Annotated in this window: 13 protein-coding genes and 6 tRNA genes; 14 read left to right on the top strand and 5 right to left on the bottom strand. The window is 55.3% G+C overall.

Annotated features, from left to right (window positions below; translation table 11 throughout):
* Position 1 precedes the first annotated feature (1 nt).
* From Q9R35_RS06755 to lnt, 4 genes are all read left to right on the top strand, one after another.
* A complete protein-coding gene (locus Q9R35_RS06755) occupies positions 2-997 on the top strand; it encodes a PhoH family protein (protein ID WP_042483213.1) in 996 nt (331 codons plus the stop codon).
* Positions 990-1,466, top strand: a complete 477-nt coding sequence (ybeY, locus tag Q9R35_RS06750) for an rRNA maturation RNase YbeY (protein WP_311219574.1) — start codon at positions 990-992, stop codon at positions 1,464-1,466. The genes Q9R35_RS06755 and ybeY overlap by 8 nt, the downstream gene beginning before the upstream one ends.
* 147 nt (positions 1,467-1,613) lie before the next feature.
* Complete coding sequence (locus tag Q9R35_RS06745) at positions 1,614-2,495, top strand: HlyC/CorC family transporter (protein WP_086060412.1); 882 nt, start codon at positions 1,614-1,616, stop codon at positions 2,493-2,495.
* Entirely contained in the window at positions 2,482-4,101 is a 1,620-nt protein-coding gene (gene lnt, locus Q9R35_RS06740; protein WP_109088837.1) for an apolipoprotein N-acyltransferase, read from the top strand. The genes Q9R35_RS06745 and lnt overlap by 14 nt, the downstream gene beginning before the upstream one ends.
* 65 nt (positions 4,102-4,166) lie before the next feature.
* Here lnt and Q9R35_RS06735 read toward each other — a convergent pair whose 3' ends face one another.
* Positions 4,167-6,989 (bottom strand): EAL domain-containing protein, encoded by a 2,823-nt coding sequence (locus Q9R35_RS06735; RefSeq protein ID WP_086069105.1) that lies wholly within the window; start codon positions 6,987-6,989, stop codon positions 4,167-4,169.
* Positions 6,990-7,546: 557 nt separating this feature from the next.
* On the opposite strand from Q9R35_RS06735, the gene Q9R35_RS06730 reads away from it, so the two are divergent.
* The 6 genes from Q9R35_RS06730 to Q9R35_RS06705 all read left to right on the top strand — a co-directional run bounded on the left by Q9R35_RS06730 (position 7,547) and on the right by Q9R35_RS06705 (position 8,222).
* Positions 7,547-7,622, top strand: a tRNA-Ala gene (locus tag Q9R35_RS06730).
* A 27-nt stretch (positions 7,623-7,649) separates the two neighbouring features.
* Positions 7,650-7,725 (top strand) — tRNA-Glu (locus Q9R35_RS06725).
* Positions 7,726-7,745: 20 nt separating this feature from the next.
* Positions 7,746-7,822, top strand: a tRNA-Asp gene (locus Q9R35_RS06720).
* 123 nt (positions 7,823-7,945) lie between these two features.
* Positions 7,946-8,021 (top strand) — tRNA-Ala (locus Q9R35_RS06715).
* A gap of 25 nt (positions 8,022-8,046) precedes the next feature.
* Positions 8,047-8,122 (top strand) — tRNA-Glu (locus tag Q9R35_RS06710).
* Between the two features lie 23 nt (positions 8,123-8,145).
* Positions 8,146-8,222: transfer RNA gene (locus Q9R35_RS06705), tRNA-Asp, on the top strand.
* Positions 8,223-8,401: 179 nt separating this feature from the next.
* Here Q9R35_RS06705 and hxsA read toward each other — a convergent pair.
* From hxsA to hxsB, 3 genes are read right to left on the bottom strand one after another with little or no spacing between them, the layout of a single operon-like run.
* A complete protein-coding gene (gene hxsA / locus Q9R35_RS06700; protein WP_080723723.1) occupies positions 8,402-9,025 on the bottom strand; it encodes a His-Xaa-Ser repeat protein HxsA in 624 nt (207 codons plus the stop codon).
* Positions 9,022-10,152, bottom strand: a complete 1,131-nt coding sequence (gene hxsC, locus Q9R35_RS06695; RefSeq protein ID WP_042483199.1) for a His-Xaa-Ser system radical SAM maturase HxsC — start codon at positions 10,150-10,152, stop codon at positions 9,022-9,024. Before hxsC ends, hxsA begins: the two co-directional genes overlap by 4 nt.
* Positions 10,152-11,588 carry a His-Xaa-Ser system radical SAM maturase HxsB gene (gene hxsB, locus Q9R35_RS06690; protein WP_311219573.1) on the bottom strand — a complete coding sequence of 479 codons (1,437 nt, stop codon included), beginning with the start codon at positions 11,586-11,588 and terminating at the stop codon, positions 10,152-10,154. Before hxsB ends, hxsC begins: the two co-directional genes overlap by 1 nt.
* A 233-nt stretch (positions 11,589-11,821) precedes the next feature.
* Here hxsB and Q9R35_RS06685 point away from each other — a divergent pair, with 233 nt between their 5' ends.
* The 4 genes from Q9R35_RS06685 to Q9R35_RS06670 all read left to right on the top strand — a co-directional run bounded on the left by Q9R35_RS06685 (position 11,822) and on the right by Q9R35_RS06670 (position 17,230).
* Positions 11,822-12,433: a TetR/AcrR family transcriptional regulator gene (locus tag Q9R35_RS06685; RefSeq protein WP_045930902.1), complete on the top strand. Its 612-nt coding sequence runs from the start codon at positions 11,822-11,824 to the stop codon at positions 12,431-12,433.
* A 54-nt stretch (positions 12,434-12,487) separates the two neighbouring features.
* Positions 12,488-13,573 (top strand): efflux RND transporter periplasmic adaptor subunit, encoded by a 1,086-nt coding sequence (locus tag Q9R35_RS06680; RefSeq protein WP_125303749.1) that lies wholly within the window; start codon positions 12,488-12,490, stop codon positions 13,571-13,573.
* On the top strand, positions 13,570-16,632 hold the full coding sequence (locus Q9R35_RS06675) for an efflux RND transporter permease subunit (RefSeq protein ID WP_063688673.1): 3,063 nt from the start codon (positions 13,570-13,572) through the stop codon (positions 16,630-16,632). Before Q9R35_RS06680 ends, Q9R35_RS06675 begins: the two co-directional genes overlap by 4 nt.
* Positions 16,633-16,747: 115 nt before the next feature.
* Positions 16,748-17,230 carry a DUF3293 domain-containing protein gene (locus Q9R35_RS06670; protein ID WP_311219572.1) on the top strand — a complete coding sequence of 161 codons (483 nt, stop codon included), beginning with the start codon at positions 16,748-16,750 and terminating at the stop codon, positions 17,228-17,230.
* On the opposite strand, the gene Q9R35_RS06665 is transcribed toward Q9R35_RS06670, so the two are convergent.
* Positions 17,207-17,629: a thioesterase family protein gene (locus Q9R35_RS06665; protein WP_042483181.1), complete on the bottom strand. Its 423-nt coding sequence runs from the start codon at positions 17,627-17,629 to the stop codon at positions 17,207-17,209. The genes Q9R35_RS06670 and Q9R35_RS06665 overlap by 24 nt on opposite strands.
* Positions 17,630-17,727 lie beyond the last annotated feature (98 nt).

The following is a 17,727-nucleotide window of genomic DNA, read 5'->3' as shown; positions in this document are numbered from 1 at the left end:
TATGACTAGCCAACGCCGCCGCATGCCCACTGCCTTGCGCCTGGACGGGGACAATACCCATCTGGCCAATCTGTGTGGCCCTCTGGACGAGAACATCAAGCAGATTGCCATTGCCTACGACGTCACCTTGCGTCGGCGTGGCAGCCATGTTTCGATTGAAGGCGAGCGCGCGGAGGAGGCTGCCAAGGCCATTGACTGGTTCCATTCGCGCGCGGTGCACCGCGCGCTGAATATTGACGATATTCAGCTGGGTCTGGTGGAGCTGGGCGCCAGTCGCAGCCACGAAAAAGAGGCAAAGCCCGAGCCCTTGCCCGAGCTGCCTCCCGTGGGCCAGGAAGAAATCTCCCTGCGCACCGCCAAGCGTGATCTGCGTCCCCGCACGCCCGGTCAGCGCGAATACCTGCGCAACATCCTGAACAACGACATCAACTTCGGCATAGGCCCGGCCGGTACCGGCAAGACCTGGTTGGCGGTGGCCTGCGCCATTGATGCGCTGGAACGTGAATCCGTGCACCGTCTGGTGCTGACACGGCCCGCTGTAGAAGCGGGGGAGCGTCTGGGCTTTTTGCCCGGCGATCTGGCGCAAAAAGTCGATCCCTATCTGCGGCCTCTGTACGACGCTCTGTATGACTTGATGGGCGTGGAGAAAGTCCAGCGTCTGTTCGAGAAGCAAATCATCGAAATTGCACCGCTGGCCTATATGCGTGGCCGCACGCTGAACCATGCTTTTGTGATTCTGGACGAAGCCCAGAACACCACGCCGGAACAAATGAAAATGTTCCTGACCCGCATCGGTTTTGGCAGCAAGGCCGTGATTACCGGCGACCCCACCCAGGTGGATCTGCCCAAAGGTCAGCGCAGTGGCTTGAATCATGCCGTCAAGGTACTGGAAAACGTCCAGGGTATTTCCTGCTCACGTTTCAGCAGCCGCGATGTGGTGCGTCACCCTCTGGTTGCGCGAATTGTGGACGCCTACGAACGAGCTGGTGATGCCTGATCTGTCCTTAAGCGTCCAGTACGCTGTTGATTGCCCCGAGCTGAGCCGCTCCCGTATCCGCCGCTGGATGCAGCGCACGATTGATAAAGCGGTCGAACGCATCCACCCCGAAGATCGCTTCACCGCCCTGTCCGCCACCTTGCGCATTGTGGACGCCGAAGAAGGCCAAAGCCTGAACCTGAGCTACCGGGAACGCGATTACGCCACCAATGTACTGACCTTTGAATATGGTCAGGACGAAGATGGCGTGGTCAGCGGGGATATCGTGTTGTGCCTGCCCGTTCTGGAGCGTGAAGCCCAGGAACAGCAAAAACCGTTTCTGCACCACGCAGCCCACCTGGTTGTGCACGGCTGTCTGCACTCCCTGGGTTACGACCACATTGAAGAGGACGAGGCCGAGGACATGGAGGCACTGGAAACAGCCGTTCTGGCCAGCCTTCGCATCCCCGATCCGTATCAGGAACGCTAGACTCGCCCGTCCCGGTCGCCTGCAACCGGCGATCATAAAACAGCCTTGATACTCACCGCCCTTCGCGCATTCCGAATGATGACAGGTACATACCTTGTCATCATTTTTCGGTTATGCTTGATTCTTCCTTAACTCGTCCTTCGGACAATGTCAGACTCTGCTCCCGACCCCGAGCCCCGCCCTTCCAAGGCCAGCTCAAACAATCCCATCTCTCGCTTAAGTGCTTTTTTCAATCGGCGTCACGAACCCGAAGACCGAGAAGACCTTAAGTCTGTCCTGGTTGCGGCCCACGCCCGCAAAGTTATCGACGACGAATCGCTGTCCATGATCGCCGGAACGCTGGATATGGCCAACAAGACCGTGGCCGATATCATGGTGCCCCGCTCCAAGATCGATATGCTGGACATCGCCAAGCCTTTGACCGAAATGCTGCCCATCATTATTGAGACGGGCCACAGCCGCTTTCCGATCTACGAGACGGAGCGCGACAATATCATCGGTATCCTGCTGGCCAAGGACCTGCTGCTGTCAATTGCCAATCCCACACTGGATTTGCGTCCGCTGATCCGTCCTGCCGTATTTATCCCCGAGACCAAGCGCCTGAACGTCTTGCTGCATGAGTTCCGTGGCAGCCGCAATCATCTGGCCGTCGTTATTGACGAGCACGGCGGCACAGCAGGCCTGGTCACCATGGAAGACGTGCTGGAACAGATCGTGGGCGACATCGAAGATGAATACGATGAAGATGCCGAGCAGACCATTTTCCAGGCCGGCCCCGACAGCTGGCGTGTCATGGCCCTGACTGAAATCCCGGATTTCAACGAAGCGTTCCAGACCAGCCTGCCTAACGATGACTTTGACACCGTGGGTGGTTGGCTAGCGTCCGAATTGGGACATATCCCTCGCCGGGGCGATGTGGCCCAGCTTGATGGCATCAGCATCACCGTTGTACGTGCCGATGCCAAGCGAGCCCTATGGTTGCACGTTCAGCGAGCCACACCCGCCGAGCCTGATCTTGAACAAGCCTGATTCCAAACCTTTACCCCAGGCGCTTGGCGTCGCTTTATTGCTGGTCCTGGGGGGCTTGCATGCCCTGTCCTTCTCCATTGGCCCACTGCCATCCTGGATTCTGCCCTTCTACCAGATCACCTTGCTGGCCATTGCCTGCTCACAGATCATGGCTGCAAAGTCCGTGCGTCAAGCCTTTGGTCGCAGCTATTTGTTCGGACTGGGTCATTTTGGCGTAGGGATTTACTGGCTCTACATCAGCATGCACCAGTATGGTGGTATGCCCTCGTGGATGGCCGCCCTGGGCGTTTTGCTGCTGGCCGCGGCCCTGGCCGTCTTCCCGGCTCTGGCTTCGGCAGTTTGGCAAAAGCTGCGCCCCAAGCACGATAGTGATGCCTGGCTACCACGATTGCTGTTATCAGCAGGCTGGGCAAGCTGCTGGGCACTCAGCGAATGGCTGCGTGGCAATTTGCTGACTGGCTTCCCTTGGCTGAATATCGGCTACGCCCACGCGGAAGGGATGTTTACCGGCTGGGCACCCGTTATCGGCGTCTATGGTCTGGCCTGGCTATCGGCCTTCAGCGCCGCCGTGATTGCACAGTTTGCCGCTTCCAAAGACAAGAACCAAAGCCCTTCCAGCGCGATCGGCATTGGTATTGCCATGATTTTTGGCCTGATCGGTATCAGCCTGCCGCATATTGCCTGGGTTCAGCCCCATGGCGCGCCCTTTATTGCCCGTCTGGTGCAAGGCAATATCGACCAAAGCGCCAAGTTCGGTCCCAATATGAGTGAAGGCATAGAGCGTTACTACGAGCTGGCCAATTTACCGGCCAAGTCTCCTGAAGACGCTCCACGACTGATTGTACTGCCTGAAACGGTTATCCCTGTTTTGCAAAACCGTCTGGAAACCAGCTTCTGGCTGCGTTGGACAGAGCTGGCACAGCGCCATCAGGCCAATCTGGTACTGGGCGTGCCCATGGACCGTGGCACTGTCAACGGCAAGCTGAGCTACACCAACAGCGCCTTGTTGATCAGCCCGGAGACTCAACCCCAGGACATCATCAACAGCACGGCCAGCTATTACGACAAGCATCATCTGGTGCCTTTCGGCGAGTTCATCCCCACCGGCTTTCAGTGGTTTGTGGACATGATGAACATTCCGCTAGGAGATTTCCATCGCGGCGCCTTGCCGCAAGCGCCCTTCAAGATGGCGGAAGGCCGTGTGGCCCCCAACATCTGCTATGAAGACGTGTTTGGTGAAGAGATCATCCAGGCCGTACAAGGCAGCCCCGGCCAAGAAGGCGCTACCTTGCTGCTGAACATCAGCAATCTGGGCTGGTTTGGCGATTCCTGGGCCTTGAGCCAGCACTTGCAGATCTCGCGCATGCGGGCTCTGGAAACCGGCCGCCCCATGCTACGTGCCACCAATACCGGCATGACGGCAGCCATTGATCCTTATGGCCGTATTCGTGCGGTTCTGCCGCCCCTGACCCCGGGCGTGCTGGATGTGGAAGTCCAGGGCACTACGGGCCTGACTCCCTATGTGAAGTACGGCAATCTGCCCTTCTTGATCTGGGCAGGTCTGTTGCTGATTCTTTTTGCCTGGCGCTCTCGCCGTCAGCCTTGAACGATCAAGGATTCATCCCCCCACAGGCTTTACCAGTGACAGCTTGGCTTCGAAGGCCCCGCTGCCTACTGTAAAGTCTGTGGCGCATTTGCACTGAGCCGCCCTGCAAAGCCGCCGGCATGCTCCCGATTCCAGGTCTTGCACCAATCCACGAACTCATCGGCCGGGATAGGCGTGGAGCACAAATAGCCCTGCATGAAATCGCAACCCGCGTTGTTGAGCAAATCCAGCTGCTCGTGGCTGGTTACCCCTTCGGCCACGACGCGTAAACCCAGCTTTTGAGCCATGACGATCATGGCTTGGGTCAGCACCAGATCTTCACTGCTCAAGGCCAGATTACGGATATAACACTGGTCGATCTTGAGCACATTGATGGAAAAACGTTTCAGGTGCGACAGGGACGAATACCCCGTGCCGAAATCATCCAGCGCCACGCTCATGCCGTACTCACGCAAGGAGCGCAACTGCTGCAAGGCTTGCCCTTGGTCGTCCAGCAACAAGCGTTCGGTAATTTCCACGACCAGCGCATCCCCCGGGATGCCCTGATTCTGCAAATACTCCACCCAACCGCGCGCGCAAGAGCCATTCAACTTGAACTGCGCAGGCGACACGTTCAAGCTGACCCTGAAAGCCGGGTCCAGCTCCTGCCGTAGCACGACAGCAGCCTGGGCAGCTGTCTCGAAAACCCATTCACCAATCAGGACAATCAGCCCGGAATCTTCGGAAAAAGGAATGAACTCTGATGGCGGCACCAAGCCCAGCTGCGGGTGCTCCCAGCGAATCAGGGCCTCGGCACGCGTGACACGCCCCGTACGCAGATCCACGATAGGCTGGTAATAAAGCTGAAACTGCTGCTCGCTCAAGGCTTTCTGCAAGTCCTGGGAGAAACGCAAACGTGCTTCCACGGCTTCGCTCATGGCAGGCAAGAAACGACAATATTGATTGCGGCCACAAGCCTTGGCGGCATACATGGCCATATCCGCATTTTTCAACAGCTGACCGGCATCATCACCGTCTTCGGGGAACAGGGTAATGCCCAGGCTGGCAGAGACTGATACCGAGTTCTTGCCCAACTGGAAGGGTTCTTCAATGGTGTCCAACAGGCAGCGACAGGTGCGCTCCACAATGGAGGTATCACTGATATCCGAAATAATGACGGTAAATTCATCCCCGCCTATCCTGGCCACGGTATCCGTTACCCGTACGCAGCGCTGCAAACGCTGGGCCACTTCCTGCAACAGCACATCACCCTTCTCATGCCCCAGGGAGTCGTTCACATCCTTGAAAAAATCCAGATCCATGAAAATCAGCGCAAACGGCAAACCGGTACGGCGGGATTGTTCGCGAGCTTGCTGCAAGCGATCCTGGAACATCTGACGATTGGGCAAGCCAGTCAAATGGTCGTAATGTGCCTGCTTCCACATCTGCGCTTCACGCTTTTTATGACTGGTAATGTCGGTAAACAAGCCAATATGGCGATACACCGTGCCATCCGGATTCCAGGCCGTGCTGATCGTCAAGCGTTCGGCAAAATCTTCGCCATTCTTGCGACGATTCCAGATATCGCCCTGCCAGCGTCCCGTTTCTGAAATCTCGCGCCACATCTTGCGGTAGAACTCGTTGTCCTGACGGCCGGAGTTCAAGATAGACAGGGTGCGGCCGCGCACTTCGTCCAGCTCATAACCCGTAATACGGCTAAAAGCCGGATTGGCATCCACCACGTGACCAAAACGGTCCGTCACCACGATTGCTTCGCAAGTGTTCTCGTATACCACAGCGGCCAGACGGCCTGTCACTTCGTTGCGTACCCGCGTGGTGATGTCCTGCACCACCGCTACCATTCCCATACGGCCGTCCAGCTGAATGGGAATAGCGCAAATTTCTACATCAATGGATTTGCCATCATAGCGTAGTGCCCGCGTTTCATAGCGCAAGCTGCTGCCGCCAGATCGCGAATCGGGCACCACCTGAGTCAAGGAAGGAAATCGCGGCGCCAGAAAAACCTGATCAACCGTGAACTCCTGACGCAATTGCGCGCGGCTATATCCCAATGTCTCGGCCAGCTTTTTATTGACGAAATCAAAGCGGCCATCACGGGATAAATAAACTCCCAATAAAGGGTTGTGACTCAAACTGCGACATAGGGCGTTGAGCTGGGATAAATTGCGTTGCTGAATAGAAAGCTGAGCATCCAGCTGCTGAATCTGCAAACCGCAGGAATTCAGTATTTGTGACAGATAACGCGTTTCACTAGTGCCGGCACTGGTACTTTTGGCCCGGTAGTTGCCAGTCGTAAAGGCTCGCCCTTGCGCCATCAGCTGTCGCAAAGGCTCAGCGGCCCAGGCTCGCAACATGAAGTAAGACAGGCACAGCGCAACCAAATCCAGGCTCAGCATGAAAAACACGATCCAGCGATGCTGGGCACGCATGCTTTCGCGCGAGGCGTCAAAGGCATCCAGCAATTGCTGGGTGTTGTGGCGAAACAGGGAGTCTTCCGCGTTCAGACTGGCGGCAGGCAAAAGCACTTGCTCCGAGCTGACCGGGAAATCCAGGCGCATCAAACGCCGTTGCCATTCATTGGTCAGCTGGGACACCAGGCCCAGCAAGGGTTTGTCCAGTGGCAGCAACATGACTCCATCAACCATGCCCCCTTCCCGAAGCAAATGCACCACCCCTTGGAACTGTTGGTCCAATTGGCGCAAACGAGCGGGAGTCGAGCTGGCGGGCGCGGCCAAGGCCACGGAATAGCTGATGTCAGAGAGCTGACGCAAGAGGCCGCTACTGACCTGCTGACGAGTTTCCGCCTGATTTTGCTTGTAAATGACAGTAACCGTTGCCGAGATCAACAACAGCCAGACCAACAGCACCCAAATCAGCAAAGCACTCAAACTGATTCGTCTTTGTGCATCCACTGGAACTGGCAGAGGTGATGATATGCACTGCTTTGCTGACATAGCGCCATTAAATAAAAAAATGCAGGCTAAGAGATCGGCCTACAAAACGTAATTATTGCAGGTGAAATGTTACTCAACGAAGCATAACATCATTAGATTACAGAGCTGCGCAAATTTCTCATAAACCCTTCATTTATGCGCCTAAGCAGGGAATTACGGCACCCTGAAAGGAACAAAAAAACGACGACAGGAATTGAAAGCATTTCTTTTTATTACGCCACAAATGAAATTTTATGACACAAATAAGACACAAAAAACCCGTATAAAACAAAAAGATACAAGCATCTCCCATACTCATTCCAAGTCGCTTTTTCACCCCTCCACCCATCAGGAAGACCCGTCGTCGTCCTGGCTCCTCCCTCCCCGTCAGGCCCCCCTGAAGATTTTTTTACTTTATTTTGGTTTTTTTCTTCAAAAGACTTGCACAAAGGCAAAAACACCTTCATAATCTCAATTCTTCGTTGGTGGTCGACAAAAAAGAACACCGAAATGGGGGTATAGCTCAGCTGGGAGAGCGCTTGCATGGCATGCAAGAGGTCAGCGGTTCGATCCCGCTTACCTCCACCAAAAAACGAAGATTAGCTGTAGAGTCCTGTCCCCTTCGTCTAGAGGCCTAGGACACCACCCTTTCACGGTGGGTACAGGGGTTCGAATCCCCTAGGGGACGCCAAGATTCTTGGCAACCGCTGCGGAGCGGTAGTTCAGTTGGTTAGAATACCGGCCTGTCACGCCGGGGGTCGCGGGTTCGAGTCCCGTCCGCTCCGCCAAAAGATTTAAAAATCAGTCCCGGACTGGTTTTAGCAGTTTGAAGTGGCAAGCCTCGTCAAGCCTGACACTTATTTCGATACTTTGGTTTTTTGACGCAGTTAAAAAACGAAGTAAAGAAAATTGGGGGTATAGCTCAGCTGGGAGAGCGCTTGCATGGCATGCAAGAGGTCAGCGGTTCGATCCCGCTTACCTCCACCAAAACGACGATTTAGTTGTAAGTCCTGTCCCCTTCGTCTAGAGGCCTAGGACACCACCCTTTCACGGTGGGTACAGGGGTTCGAATCCCCTAGGGGACGCCAAAGCTTTTGCTTGGCACCGCTGCGGAGCGGTAGTTCAGTTGGTTAGAATACCGGCCTGTCACGCCGGGGGTCGCGGGTTCGAGTCCCGTCCGCTCCGCCAAAAAATTCAAAAAGCCTGATAGATTTCGATCTGTCAGGCTTTTTTTATTTTCACAAATAGCCCAAGCAAGCTCTTAATTCGTCTTACCTCACCTTCAAGAGAGATATACCTCGCGGGATATGTCTGCAAATACACTGCAAAAACCCCGCAGAGATATCCCTTGAATACCCGGGCTGCCTTTAATTCACTACTGGCACGCCCAGAGCATTCATCGTTTCAGTTGTCATCTGACCACTAGCCGGTAAAGACTTTAGTAGCTGAAACTGCTTAAGTGCTTGTACCGTTTGCGCCCCCAGAACACCATCCACAGCCCCGTCATACAAACCAAGAGAGATAAGCTGAATCTGCACCCGCATCACCTGCAATTTCAATTTCTCACTACGAGTTAACTCTACATTCCCCATCGCTGCTCCGACCGCCCCGGCGGCACTTGTACCTGCTCCCGCTGCTGCGCCAGAAGAAGAGCGGCCACTTGATGGCGCAAGCGAGCGTGGAGTTGTGGCCGTTGCCCCTCCCCCATACAAAGGTGTAACAGGCACCCGCGCAGGCGCTGAATATGTACGACCGCTCGAACCTGAATAGTGTGAACGATGGCTAGAGTGAGACCGATGACTGGAGTGCGAGCGATGTGCCGCAAACAAATTATCTGTCTCAAAATTGAGAGGCCGCAAAGGCACTGCCTGAGGAAGGGAAAAAGCATCGAGCGCCAGGTCGGTAACTGTCACTCTCGCATCAGCAGACTTTACGGAAAATGGCGTAATGCTTGCCAGGAACAAACTGATATTTTTAATGAAGCGACTCATTCCACATTCTCTAGCAATAGTTTTATCGTTTTGGATGGCTTCCAACCACGCTCATGCCAGGCAAAGAAACCGGAACAACTAGGCTTTACATCACACTCATCGCACTCTGCTGAGTAAACATTTTTCCAATCAGAAATACTCTGATGTGCATATCCATAGAGCTCTCGCGGCAACGTGCATAGAGGCGTGTTCATAAAGAGGAAAGGCACAGAATGTCGCCTCAACTCCCGCGTGGCCCTCAACAAGATCTCATGCCAATCGACAAGATCAACCTCGCACATCTCTCTGTTAGCCAAAGCAAAACCAATAGGCTCACACGCCATCAAGGCGACTTCCCGCACAAAGGGTAAATTACGTCCAATGAAGACACATAGCTCCTGCAAATTTTCCAGGACGGGCCTTATCAATACAATACGCAGCTGAACGGGCTGCGAGTGTGCCTGTAAGTTCAACAGCCCCTCTATCGTTTGCTCATAAGCCCCATGCGCTTGAACGACAAAATCATGCAAAAAATCAGCATGGCCATATAAAGGCACTAACCAGGTAACACTCGGAGTTAGATCAGACAAAAGAGCTTGGCTCAAGCCTGAGTCCGCTAACAGTCGTCCATTCGTCAGAACCTCAACCTGAGTATCAGGGTGATGGATTGCTACTGCGTCCAATACCTCTCGCAAGCGCTCGCCTAATAATAAAGGCTCCCCTCCGCTTAAACCCAACACCGCAGGAGACTGCCGCATATGCCTAATCACCTCGACTGCCTCTCGCACCATCCAATCATCATTCTGCGGCGTAGGGGGCTGTGAACACATCATGCAGTAGCTATTACAACGATTGGTTAACTGCAAACCATGATGCTTATCCGATGGGCGATGGAGTATGGCCGCTCTATTCAAATGCCGCTCGGGCACAAGGACATCTCCTGCCATCACATCCTCAGACTCCACCCAAGCAACATTCTCTAAGCCTGCCGCCCTGAACTGAACGACCCGTTCGCGCTCAACAGAATTTGCTACCTGCACCATAAAGCGCAAGTCGGGGCGCCATTGCGACGCAAGCTCCTCACACCTCACAACCTGCCACACACCATGCAACTCGGTCGCCTCGAAGTTTGCTTTTACCCGACGCATTAATAAACCTCCTCAATAGAAGGACGCGCCCACGCATAAAACAAATCCAATTCATCCTCAGTAGCCGAACTCACTCGATCGAAAAAGAAGTCGAACAACCATTGATGTCGAAGACAATGCTCAGTTTCCAGTACAGGGGCATCCACAACACCAAACTGAGCTTGGGAGTCCACCGGGTTGGGCGCACAGAACGTCTGAAACGCACAGGCGGAGCAAGCGGCAATCTCCGTCACCAAACTAGCCTGCCTCAGCGCCTGCTGAGTTGATGACGCCTGCAACACATCCAATGGCACCCCGATACGGCCTAGCCTCAAAGACACGTCCCCTGACTCAGCAAGCATACGCGCCTCATCACTGGGATATACATAACCATCGTAGTTGTAGACCATCACACTATGCCCTGCCCCAGTAGGACTTTGCAGGTCCACGTAGCCCCCATCAAATGGAGACAAAATCTTATTCAAAATGATGGATGCATAAACCTCGCGCAGCTCGACTCCTTTCCGGTTCCAGTACAGCACCCTCTCGAATGCCCGCTGATAAAACTCATGGAATCTATCCAGCTCGTACCCCAACAGACTCTGATTTCGCTTGGCAAAACCATAACTGCTAAGCGGCCGCAAAAAAATATCTCTAAAGCCTAAACGAACGTATTCATCCACAATTTCTTCAGGAAAGGACAAAGACAGCTTAGTTGTTGTCATCAATGCTGAAACCGACTCTTCCCCCAGCATACGACGTCCCAGCTCTATCCCTTGTAGGGTTCGCTCATAAGAATTTCGACCAGGTATAGGTCTATTACGATTATGTAATGCCGCTGGTCCGTCAATACTTGTCGAAAGGACAACCTGATGGTTTTGAAAAAACAGGCACATCGACTCCGTAAGTTGATGCAAAGTCGATGCAACTACAAATCGGATCTTTCGACCAAAATTCTGATTTAACTCTTCTATATATAGAATCGCTTTTTCAAGCAGGTCGAATCTCAGCAGAGGATCCCCACCCTGAAACTCGACAGTCAAGGACTGAGCGGGGCTTTGAAAAATGCTGCGACAAGCTTCTAGCAAGTTTTCCAAGGACATCGTATGCCCCGTATCAGCCAAGGAACGGCTAACTTGGCAGTACTGACAAGAGTGTGCACATTGCAATGTCAGCACAATGATATGCAATCCCACCCCTGTCTCTACAGTTTCATGGCGTGCAGCTTTGCGTGATACCAACAAACGACGAGAACCCTGCCAATCGTTCTCAGCGATAAAGAAACGAGATTTTAATTGTGCCTGGGCCTCTAAAGGAAAAAGGTGAACCTGACCACTATCCAATATCTGAACTTGTTGATCGCTCAAAAAAAGATGATCACCAGAAGAACTCACTACCAAGCAATGACCATTAAGACGCCGCTTAAAGTATGGAAGCACTTGATTAATAGGCGGCATCGCTCCCCCAAACCCCAACATTGATTATAAAGATCGTAATTATTGAGTAATTTTGACACAGAAACCACCAATGATTTATGGGGGTTTCCCTTTGCCAGCGAAGGACTCAAATTAAGCAAACAAACAAGACGAACACCTACCCCCCCTCCCCCCATACAACTGACAATTCTCTTGTCGTATCCGATCGTTGAAGTTAATGTATTGCGTTATCGTTACTTCAACATTCAACTTCTATGCCAGCCAGTACTCTGGGCCAGCGTGGTCCGACCGAGCATCATCGCCGCGAACAGATCATTGAGCAGGCCAATACGCATTTCCGGCTCTACGGGTATCGCAAGACCTCTGTTGCCAGCCTGGCCAAATCCATAGGCGTCTCCAGCGCTTATCTATACCGTTTTTTCGACTCCAAGCAGGCTATCGGCCAAGCGATCTGCCATTCCGTCCTCAATGGCATGCATGTGCAATTGCAGCAGATTGTTGAAGGTGATTTGCCGCCGATTGAACGTCTGCGCCATTTCATTGAAACTGCCTGCAACCTAAGCCTGGAGCTGTTCTTGCAGGAAGGCCGCATGCAAGAAGTGGTGATTGAGGCACTGCAAAACAACTGGGCAACGGTGGACCAGCACAGAGAGGACTTGCTGACCCAGATCACCGCCCTGGTGCGCGCAGGTCGTGAAAGCGGTGACTTTGAACGCCGCACGCCTTTGGACGAGGTGGTGCAAGGCATCCTGTTTGCCTTGACCGCCTGTCTGCACCCTGTCTTGCTGGAAATACATCCCCCTGAAAAAACCCGTCAGGGTTTGCTGGTGGTGACGCAGCTTATCCTGCGCAGCCTGATGCCTTGAACATCACGCCCCAAGTTACAGTTCATCCAACTATTTACCTACCCGGAGTCCTGCATGGCTCTTCTTCGCTCTCTTAGCCCCGTCTTGAGTTTGTCCGCCGCCCTGGTCCTGATGGGGTGCAGCCAACAAACGCAGGAGGCTGACCCTCGCACCCAGGCGCCTTTGGTCATTCAAAGCGTGATCCAGCCCAAGGCCGATCAGCAGCGACGTTTTCTGGGTCTGGTCAGCGCTAGCATTGAAAGCCCACTGGCCTTTCGAGTAGGTGGCAAGATTGATACGCGCAAGGTCCAGAACGGCGAGCACGTGGAAAAAGGCCAGCTCTTGATGACACTGGACCCCAAGGATCTGCAATTGGATCACCGCGCGCGTCTGGCGGCTGTGCAAGCGGCTCAGGCGCAGGCCGAGCAAGCCCAGTCGGATTACAAGCGCCTGTCCCTGCTGGTGGATCAGGGCGGTGTCTCTCGTCAGGCTCACGAGCAAAGCAGACAGTCACTGCGTAGCGCCCAGGCCAATCTGAAATCCGCCCAGGCGCAGGCTGAGATTGCTCGTAATGCAGACCAATACAGCTCGCTGAAAGCAGAGGCCAGCGGCATTATTACCGCCCAGCTGGCGGATGTTGGCCAGGTTGTCAGCCCCGGACAAGCCGTGCTGCGCCTGGCCCAGGACGGCCAACGTGATGTGATCGTCAGCCTGCCCGAACAGTGGAATATTCCACTGGGCACCCGCGCCACGATCGAGCTGACAGACTCCCAGGAAAGCCTGCCCGCCCAGTTGCGCGAACTGGCCCAATCGTCCGACCCGGCAACGCGCAGCTATCAGGCCCGTTTCTCTTTTGAGGATCAGAGCATCAGCCCCCGACTGGGCTCCAGCGCGATCGTGCATTTGACTCCTCCGGACGCAGACGCCTTGAATCAGGTGCCGCTGACCGCCATTTACGATGCCGGCAAAGGCCCCGGCGTATGGGTCATTGATAATCAGAAAACCGTGCACTGGCAGCCTGTCACCATTGCCAAGCTGGCCCAGGAACACGCCTTCCTCTCCCAGGGCCCTGACGCTGGCACGCCCATCGTGGCCTTGGGAGCGAACCTTTTGCATGAAGGCCAGGAAGTTCGTCCAGAAACACGCGAGGCCAAGCCATGACAGGCCGCTTCAATCTTTCCGCCCTGGCGGTGCGTGAGCGGGCCATCACACTATTTTTGATCATTGCTCTGGCAGCTTCCGGCATTTACTCCTTCGTGAAGCTGGGCCGAGCTGAAGACCCGGCCTTTACCGTCAAAGTGCTAACCGTCACCGCCATGTGGCCCGGAGCCACCGCTCAGGAAATGCAGGACCTGGTCGCCGAACCCATGGAAAAGCGCATGCAGGAGCTGCGCTGGTTTGACAAGGTAGAGACGGTGACCCGCCCCGGCACGGCCTTGATGGTGGTGACCCTGAAAGACACCATGCCGCCCGCAGACGTTCAAAGCGAGTTCTACCAGTTACGCAAGAAGCTGCAGGACCAGGCCCCACGCTTGCCCAAAGGCGTGCAAGGGCCGTTTGTGAACGATGAATATTCGGACGTGTCCTTCAGCCTGTTTGCACTGCAAGCACCCGGCCTGCCGCCACGCCTGCTGACCCGCGAGGCCGAGAAAGTACGCAGCCAGCTGCTGCAAGTTCCCGGCGTCAAGAAGGTCAATATTCTGGGTGAACAAAGCGAGCGCATCTTTATCGATCTGGACGAGGCCAAGCTGCACAATCTGCAGCTCAATCCGCAACAGATTCTGGAAGCCTTGTCCAAGCGCAGCGCCATGACAGCCAGTGGCGCCGTCAGCACCGATGGGCCGCGCATTCACATGCGCCTCAGCGCCGGGCTGGATGATGTAGAGGCCATCAGCAATACCTATATCTACGTGCAAGGCCACACGCTACGACTGGGTGATATCGCTACCGTCAGCCGAGGATACGAGGACCCGCCCAGCTTCGAGATTCACCACAACGCCGAATTTGCCATGCTGCTGGATGTGGTGATGCAAGAGGGCTACAACGGCCTGTATCTGGGCAAGGATCTGGAAAAGGCACGGGAAGATATAGCCGCTGCCCTGCCTCTGGGTTTCTCGCTGGATACGGTCACCAACCAGTCGGTGAACATTGCCTCCGCCGTGGGCGAGTTCATGTTCAAGTTCTTTGCCGCGCTGAGCGTGGTGCTGCTGGTGTGTCTGGTCAGCATGGGCTGGCGTGTCGGCATTGTGGTGGCAGCGGCCGTTCCCCTGACGCTGGCCATGGTGTTCGTCATCATGATGATGACGGGCAAGGTGTTTGACCGGGTGACGCTGGGCGCGCTGATTATTTCGCTGGGCCTGCTGGTGGACGACGCCATTATCGCCATCGAGATCATGATCGTGAAAATGGAAGAAGGCATGGACCGCCTGAAGGCGGCCGCCTATGCCTGGAACCATACGGCAGCCCCCATGTTGTCCGGCACACTGGTGACGATTATCGGTTTCCTGCCGGTAGGCTTTGCCCGCTCCTCTGCCGGGGAATACGCCGGCAATATTTTCTGGATTCTGGCCGCCGCCCTGCTGACGTCCTGGCTGGTTGCCGTGGCCTTCACCCCCTACATGGGCGTGAAACTGCTGCCCGCGATTCCTGCCCGTCCTGGCGGTCACCAAGCCATTTACGACACTCCAAACTACATGCGTCTGCGCCGCATGATTGCCTGGTCGGTACACCACAAATACCTGGTAGCCGGCATCGTGGTGGCTGCCTTCGTGCTGGCGGCGGTGGGCATGGGCTTCGTCAAGCAGCAGTTCTTCCCCACCTCTGACCGGCCCGAGCTGCTGGTAGAAGTGCAGTTGCCCGAAGGCAGCGGCATCCAGTCCACCCAGATGGTCACTCGCAAGGTGGAAAGCTGGTTGCGCGAGCAACCCGAAACCAGGCTGGTCACCAGCTATGCCGGTCAAGGTGCGCCGCGTTTCTTCCTGTCCTACAACCCTGAACTGCCTGACCCTTCCTTTGCGCGTCTGGTGGTGCTGACGGCCGATCATCACGACCGCGACGCCTTGTTGCAACGCTTCCGCCAGGTGGTGGCCGATGGTCTGACCCCTGAAGCACGAGTTCGGGCTACTCAGTTGGTGTTCGGGCCATCCACCAAATACCCGGTGGAGTTTCTGGTGCGTGGCCCCGATCTGGACAAGCTGCGTGATATTTCCGAACAAGCCATGGCTGTCATGCGTGCCGACAAGGACATGCGCCAGGTGAACGTGGACTGGGGCTCGCGTGTGCCTGTCCTGAAGCTGGATGTGGACCCGCAACGTCTGCAAGCTTTGGGCCTGAATCGCCAGAGTCTGGCCGAGCAAATCCAGTTGCAGCTGGATGGCACAACCGTTGCGGAATACCGCGAGGACTTGCGTAATGTGCTGGTTGTGGCGCGCAGCTCGGCCATCAACCGCCATGATCCAACCCGTCTTTCCGGTCTGACCGTCATGAATGACCAGGGCCGGAACCTGCCCCTGGAGCAAGTCGGCAAGCTGGAAATCATGCAGGAAGAGCCCAAGCTGGCACGTCGCAACCGCCTGCCCACCATGACGGTACGAGGTGATATTGCCCCGCACGTACAACCGGCAGAAGTGGCCAATCGGGTGATGAAGGAGTTCGCTTCCTTGCAGGCGTCCCTGCCCCCTGGCTACCTGATCGAGATGAGCGGGATTACCGCCGAGGCCAAGAAATCCAACGACGCGCTGCTGCCCGTCTTCCCGGTCATGATTGCCTTGATGCTGCTCGTTATCGTGGTTCAGGTGCGCTCGCTCTCGAACATGATCATGGTGTTCCTGACCGCCCCCTTGGGCCTGATCGGCAGCGTGCCCGCCTTGCTGATTTTCCAGCAGCCCTTTGGCTTTACCGCAATTCTGGGGCTGATTGGTCTGGCGGGGATTCTGATGCGCAATACCTTGATTCTGATTGAACAGATCAAGACCAACCGGGCCGAAGGCGCATCCCCCTACGATGCCGTGATTGAGGCCACGGTACAGCGTGCCCGCCCCGTTATTCTGACGGCACTGGCAGCGGTGCTGGCCTTCATCCCCTTGTCCTTCTCCGTGTTCTGGGGCTCCATGGCTCTGACACTGATCGGCGGCACGGCCATTGGCACCATCCTGACGCTCTTGTTCTTGCCCAGCTTGTATTCGATCTGGAATCGAATCCAGGATCCACGCGTCTCATAACTTGCTTGAAGGCTGAAACTGTGTAAATAATGGATGCGTGGTTTGAACACAAACAAACCATGCATCCCACTGCCAGTCTTGTGGGTCCGGAGAACAGAACGACGCAAGATAGCTTATGTCTACACAGAAAGACCTGCCCGCCGCCCTGTCTCACGCTTTCGAGAAGGCGATCTACCGTGTACACAGCCCACAGGGCGATATGGACGTGCGCATCGGCCAGCTCAACCGCCCGCTGAACCAATTACTGGAACAAGAAAACAGCCGTGGCGCGGCGATTTTGACGGCCTGCAATCCAGGTGCGCAAATTTGCAGCCGTGCATTCAACGATGCGGTTCAGGAGAGCCTGCTGCGCGATTTGCAGAAGCTGGATTTGCGCTGGTGGCCCGCCGTGAACCTGGACCCCAAAGGCAAATGGCCGGACGAACCCAGCCTGCTGGTGCTGGACATCAGCCTGCAGCAAGCACGCTGGCAAGCACGCCTGTTCAAGCAATTGGCTTTTGTTTATATCCCGCTCAATGGCAAGCCGCAGTTGCATCAAGTGCAGCAGCGCCTGCCCGTGTCTGCTCAGGCCGATTCAAACAGCCCCGTTCCCTTCTAAACGCTGGCGGAAACCTTCAGCAATGGCTGCCCCTTTCAGCCGCCCTTCCGGCAAGACCTGTGCCCAGGCGCGCCACTCGTGGCCGGTTGCGACCAGCACACCATCCCTATTGAAGACTTGATATTCAAGCTTGAAGCGACGCTCCAGCCATTGAGCCACCTGCACGCAAACGCGGATCTCGCGGTCGTAGGTAACGGGGGCACGGAAGTTGGCACCGACATCCACCAAAGGCGTTACCGCATCATATTCTTGTCGCAAGACTCGCTGGCTTAAACCGACTTGCCGCAACCACGCCTGATACGTGCAATCAAACCAATAAAAATAATTGGGATAGAAAACAATCCCGGCCTCATCGCAATCACCCCATTCCACGGTGATGCGGCGCTCGAACACATGCATGCTTATCCTCTCGCAAAATCGCCTGTCAGTTTACCTCGGATGAAAAGCTCAAGCCCGAGGTAATCCGGTGCTGAATCAATCGAGGAAACATTTTGAAA

Source organism: Alcaligenes sp. AB3 (genome assembly GCF_031844565.1).
GTDB classification, from domain to species: domain Bacteria; phylum Pseudomonadota; class Gammaproteobacteria; order Burkholderiales; family Burkholderiaceae_B; genus Alcaligenes; species Alcaligenes faecalis.
The sequence above is the reverse complement of the archived record's forward strand: the minus strand, read 5'-3'. Positions and strand labels throughout refer to the sequence as shown.

What these genes read in the sequence shown, in the direction of transcription:
- Q9R35_RS06670 (WP_311219572.1), top strand. Translation starts at nt 16,748, where the DNA reads ATGTCTACACAGAAAGACCTGCCCGCCGCCCTGTCTCACGCTTTCGAG.
- Q9R35_RS06755 (WP_042483213.1), top strand. Translation starts at nt 2, where the DNA reads ATGACTAGCCAACGCCGCCGCATGCCCACTGCCTTGCGCCTGGACGGG.
- hxsB (WP_311219573.1), bottom strand. Translation starts at nt 11,588, where the DNA reads ATGCCGCCTATTAATCAAGTGCTTCCATACTTTAAGCGGCGTCTTAAT.
- Q9R35_RS06680 (WP_125303749.1), top strand. Translation starts at nt 12,488, where the DNA reads ATGGCTCTTCTTCGCTCTCTTAGCCCCGTCTTGAGTTTGTCCGCCGCC.
- Q9R35_RS06685 (WP_045930902.1), top strand. Translation starts at nt 11,822, where the DNA reads ATGCCAGCCAGTACTCTGGGCCAGCGTGGTCCGACCGAGCATCATCGC.
- Q9R35_RS06745 (WP_086060412.1), top strand. Translation starts at nt 1,614, where the DNA reads ATGTCAGACTCTGCTCCCGACCCCGAGCCCCGCCCTTCCAAGGCCAGC.
- hxsC (WP_042483199.1), bottom strand. Translation starts at nt 10,152, where the DNA reads ATGCGTCGGGTAAAAGCAAACTTCGAGGCGACCGAGTTGCATGGTGTG.
- hxsA (WP_080723723.1), bottom strand. Translation starts at nt 9,025, where the DNA reads ATGAGTCGCTTCATTAAAAATATCAGTTTGTTCCTGGCAAGCATTACG.
- Q9R35_RS06665 (WP_042483181.1), bottom strand. Translation starts at nt 17,629, where the DNA reads ATGCATGTGTTCGAGCGCCGCATCACCGTGGAATGGGGTGATTGCGAT.
- ybeY (WP_311219574.1), top strand. Translation starts at nt 990, where the DNA reads ATGCCTGATCTGTCCTTAAGCGTCCAGTACGCTGTTGATTGCCCCGAG.
- Q9R35_RS06675 (WP_063688673.1), top strand. Translation starts at nt 13,570, where the DNA reads ATGACAGGCCGCTTCAATCTTTCCGCCCTGGCGGTGCGTGAGCGGGCC.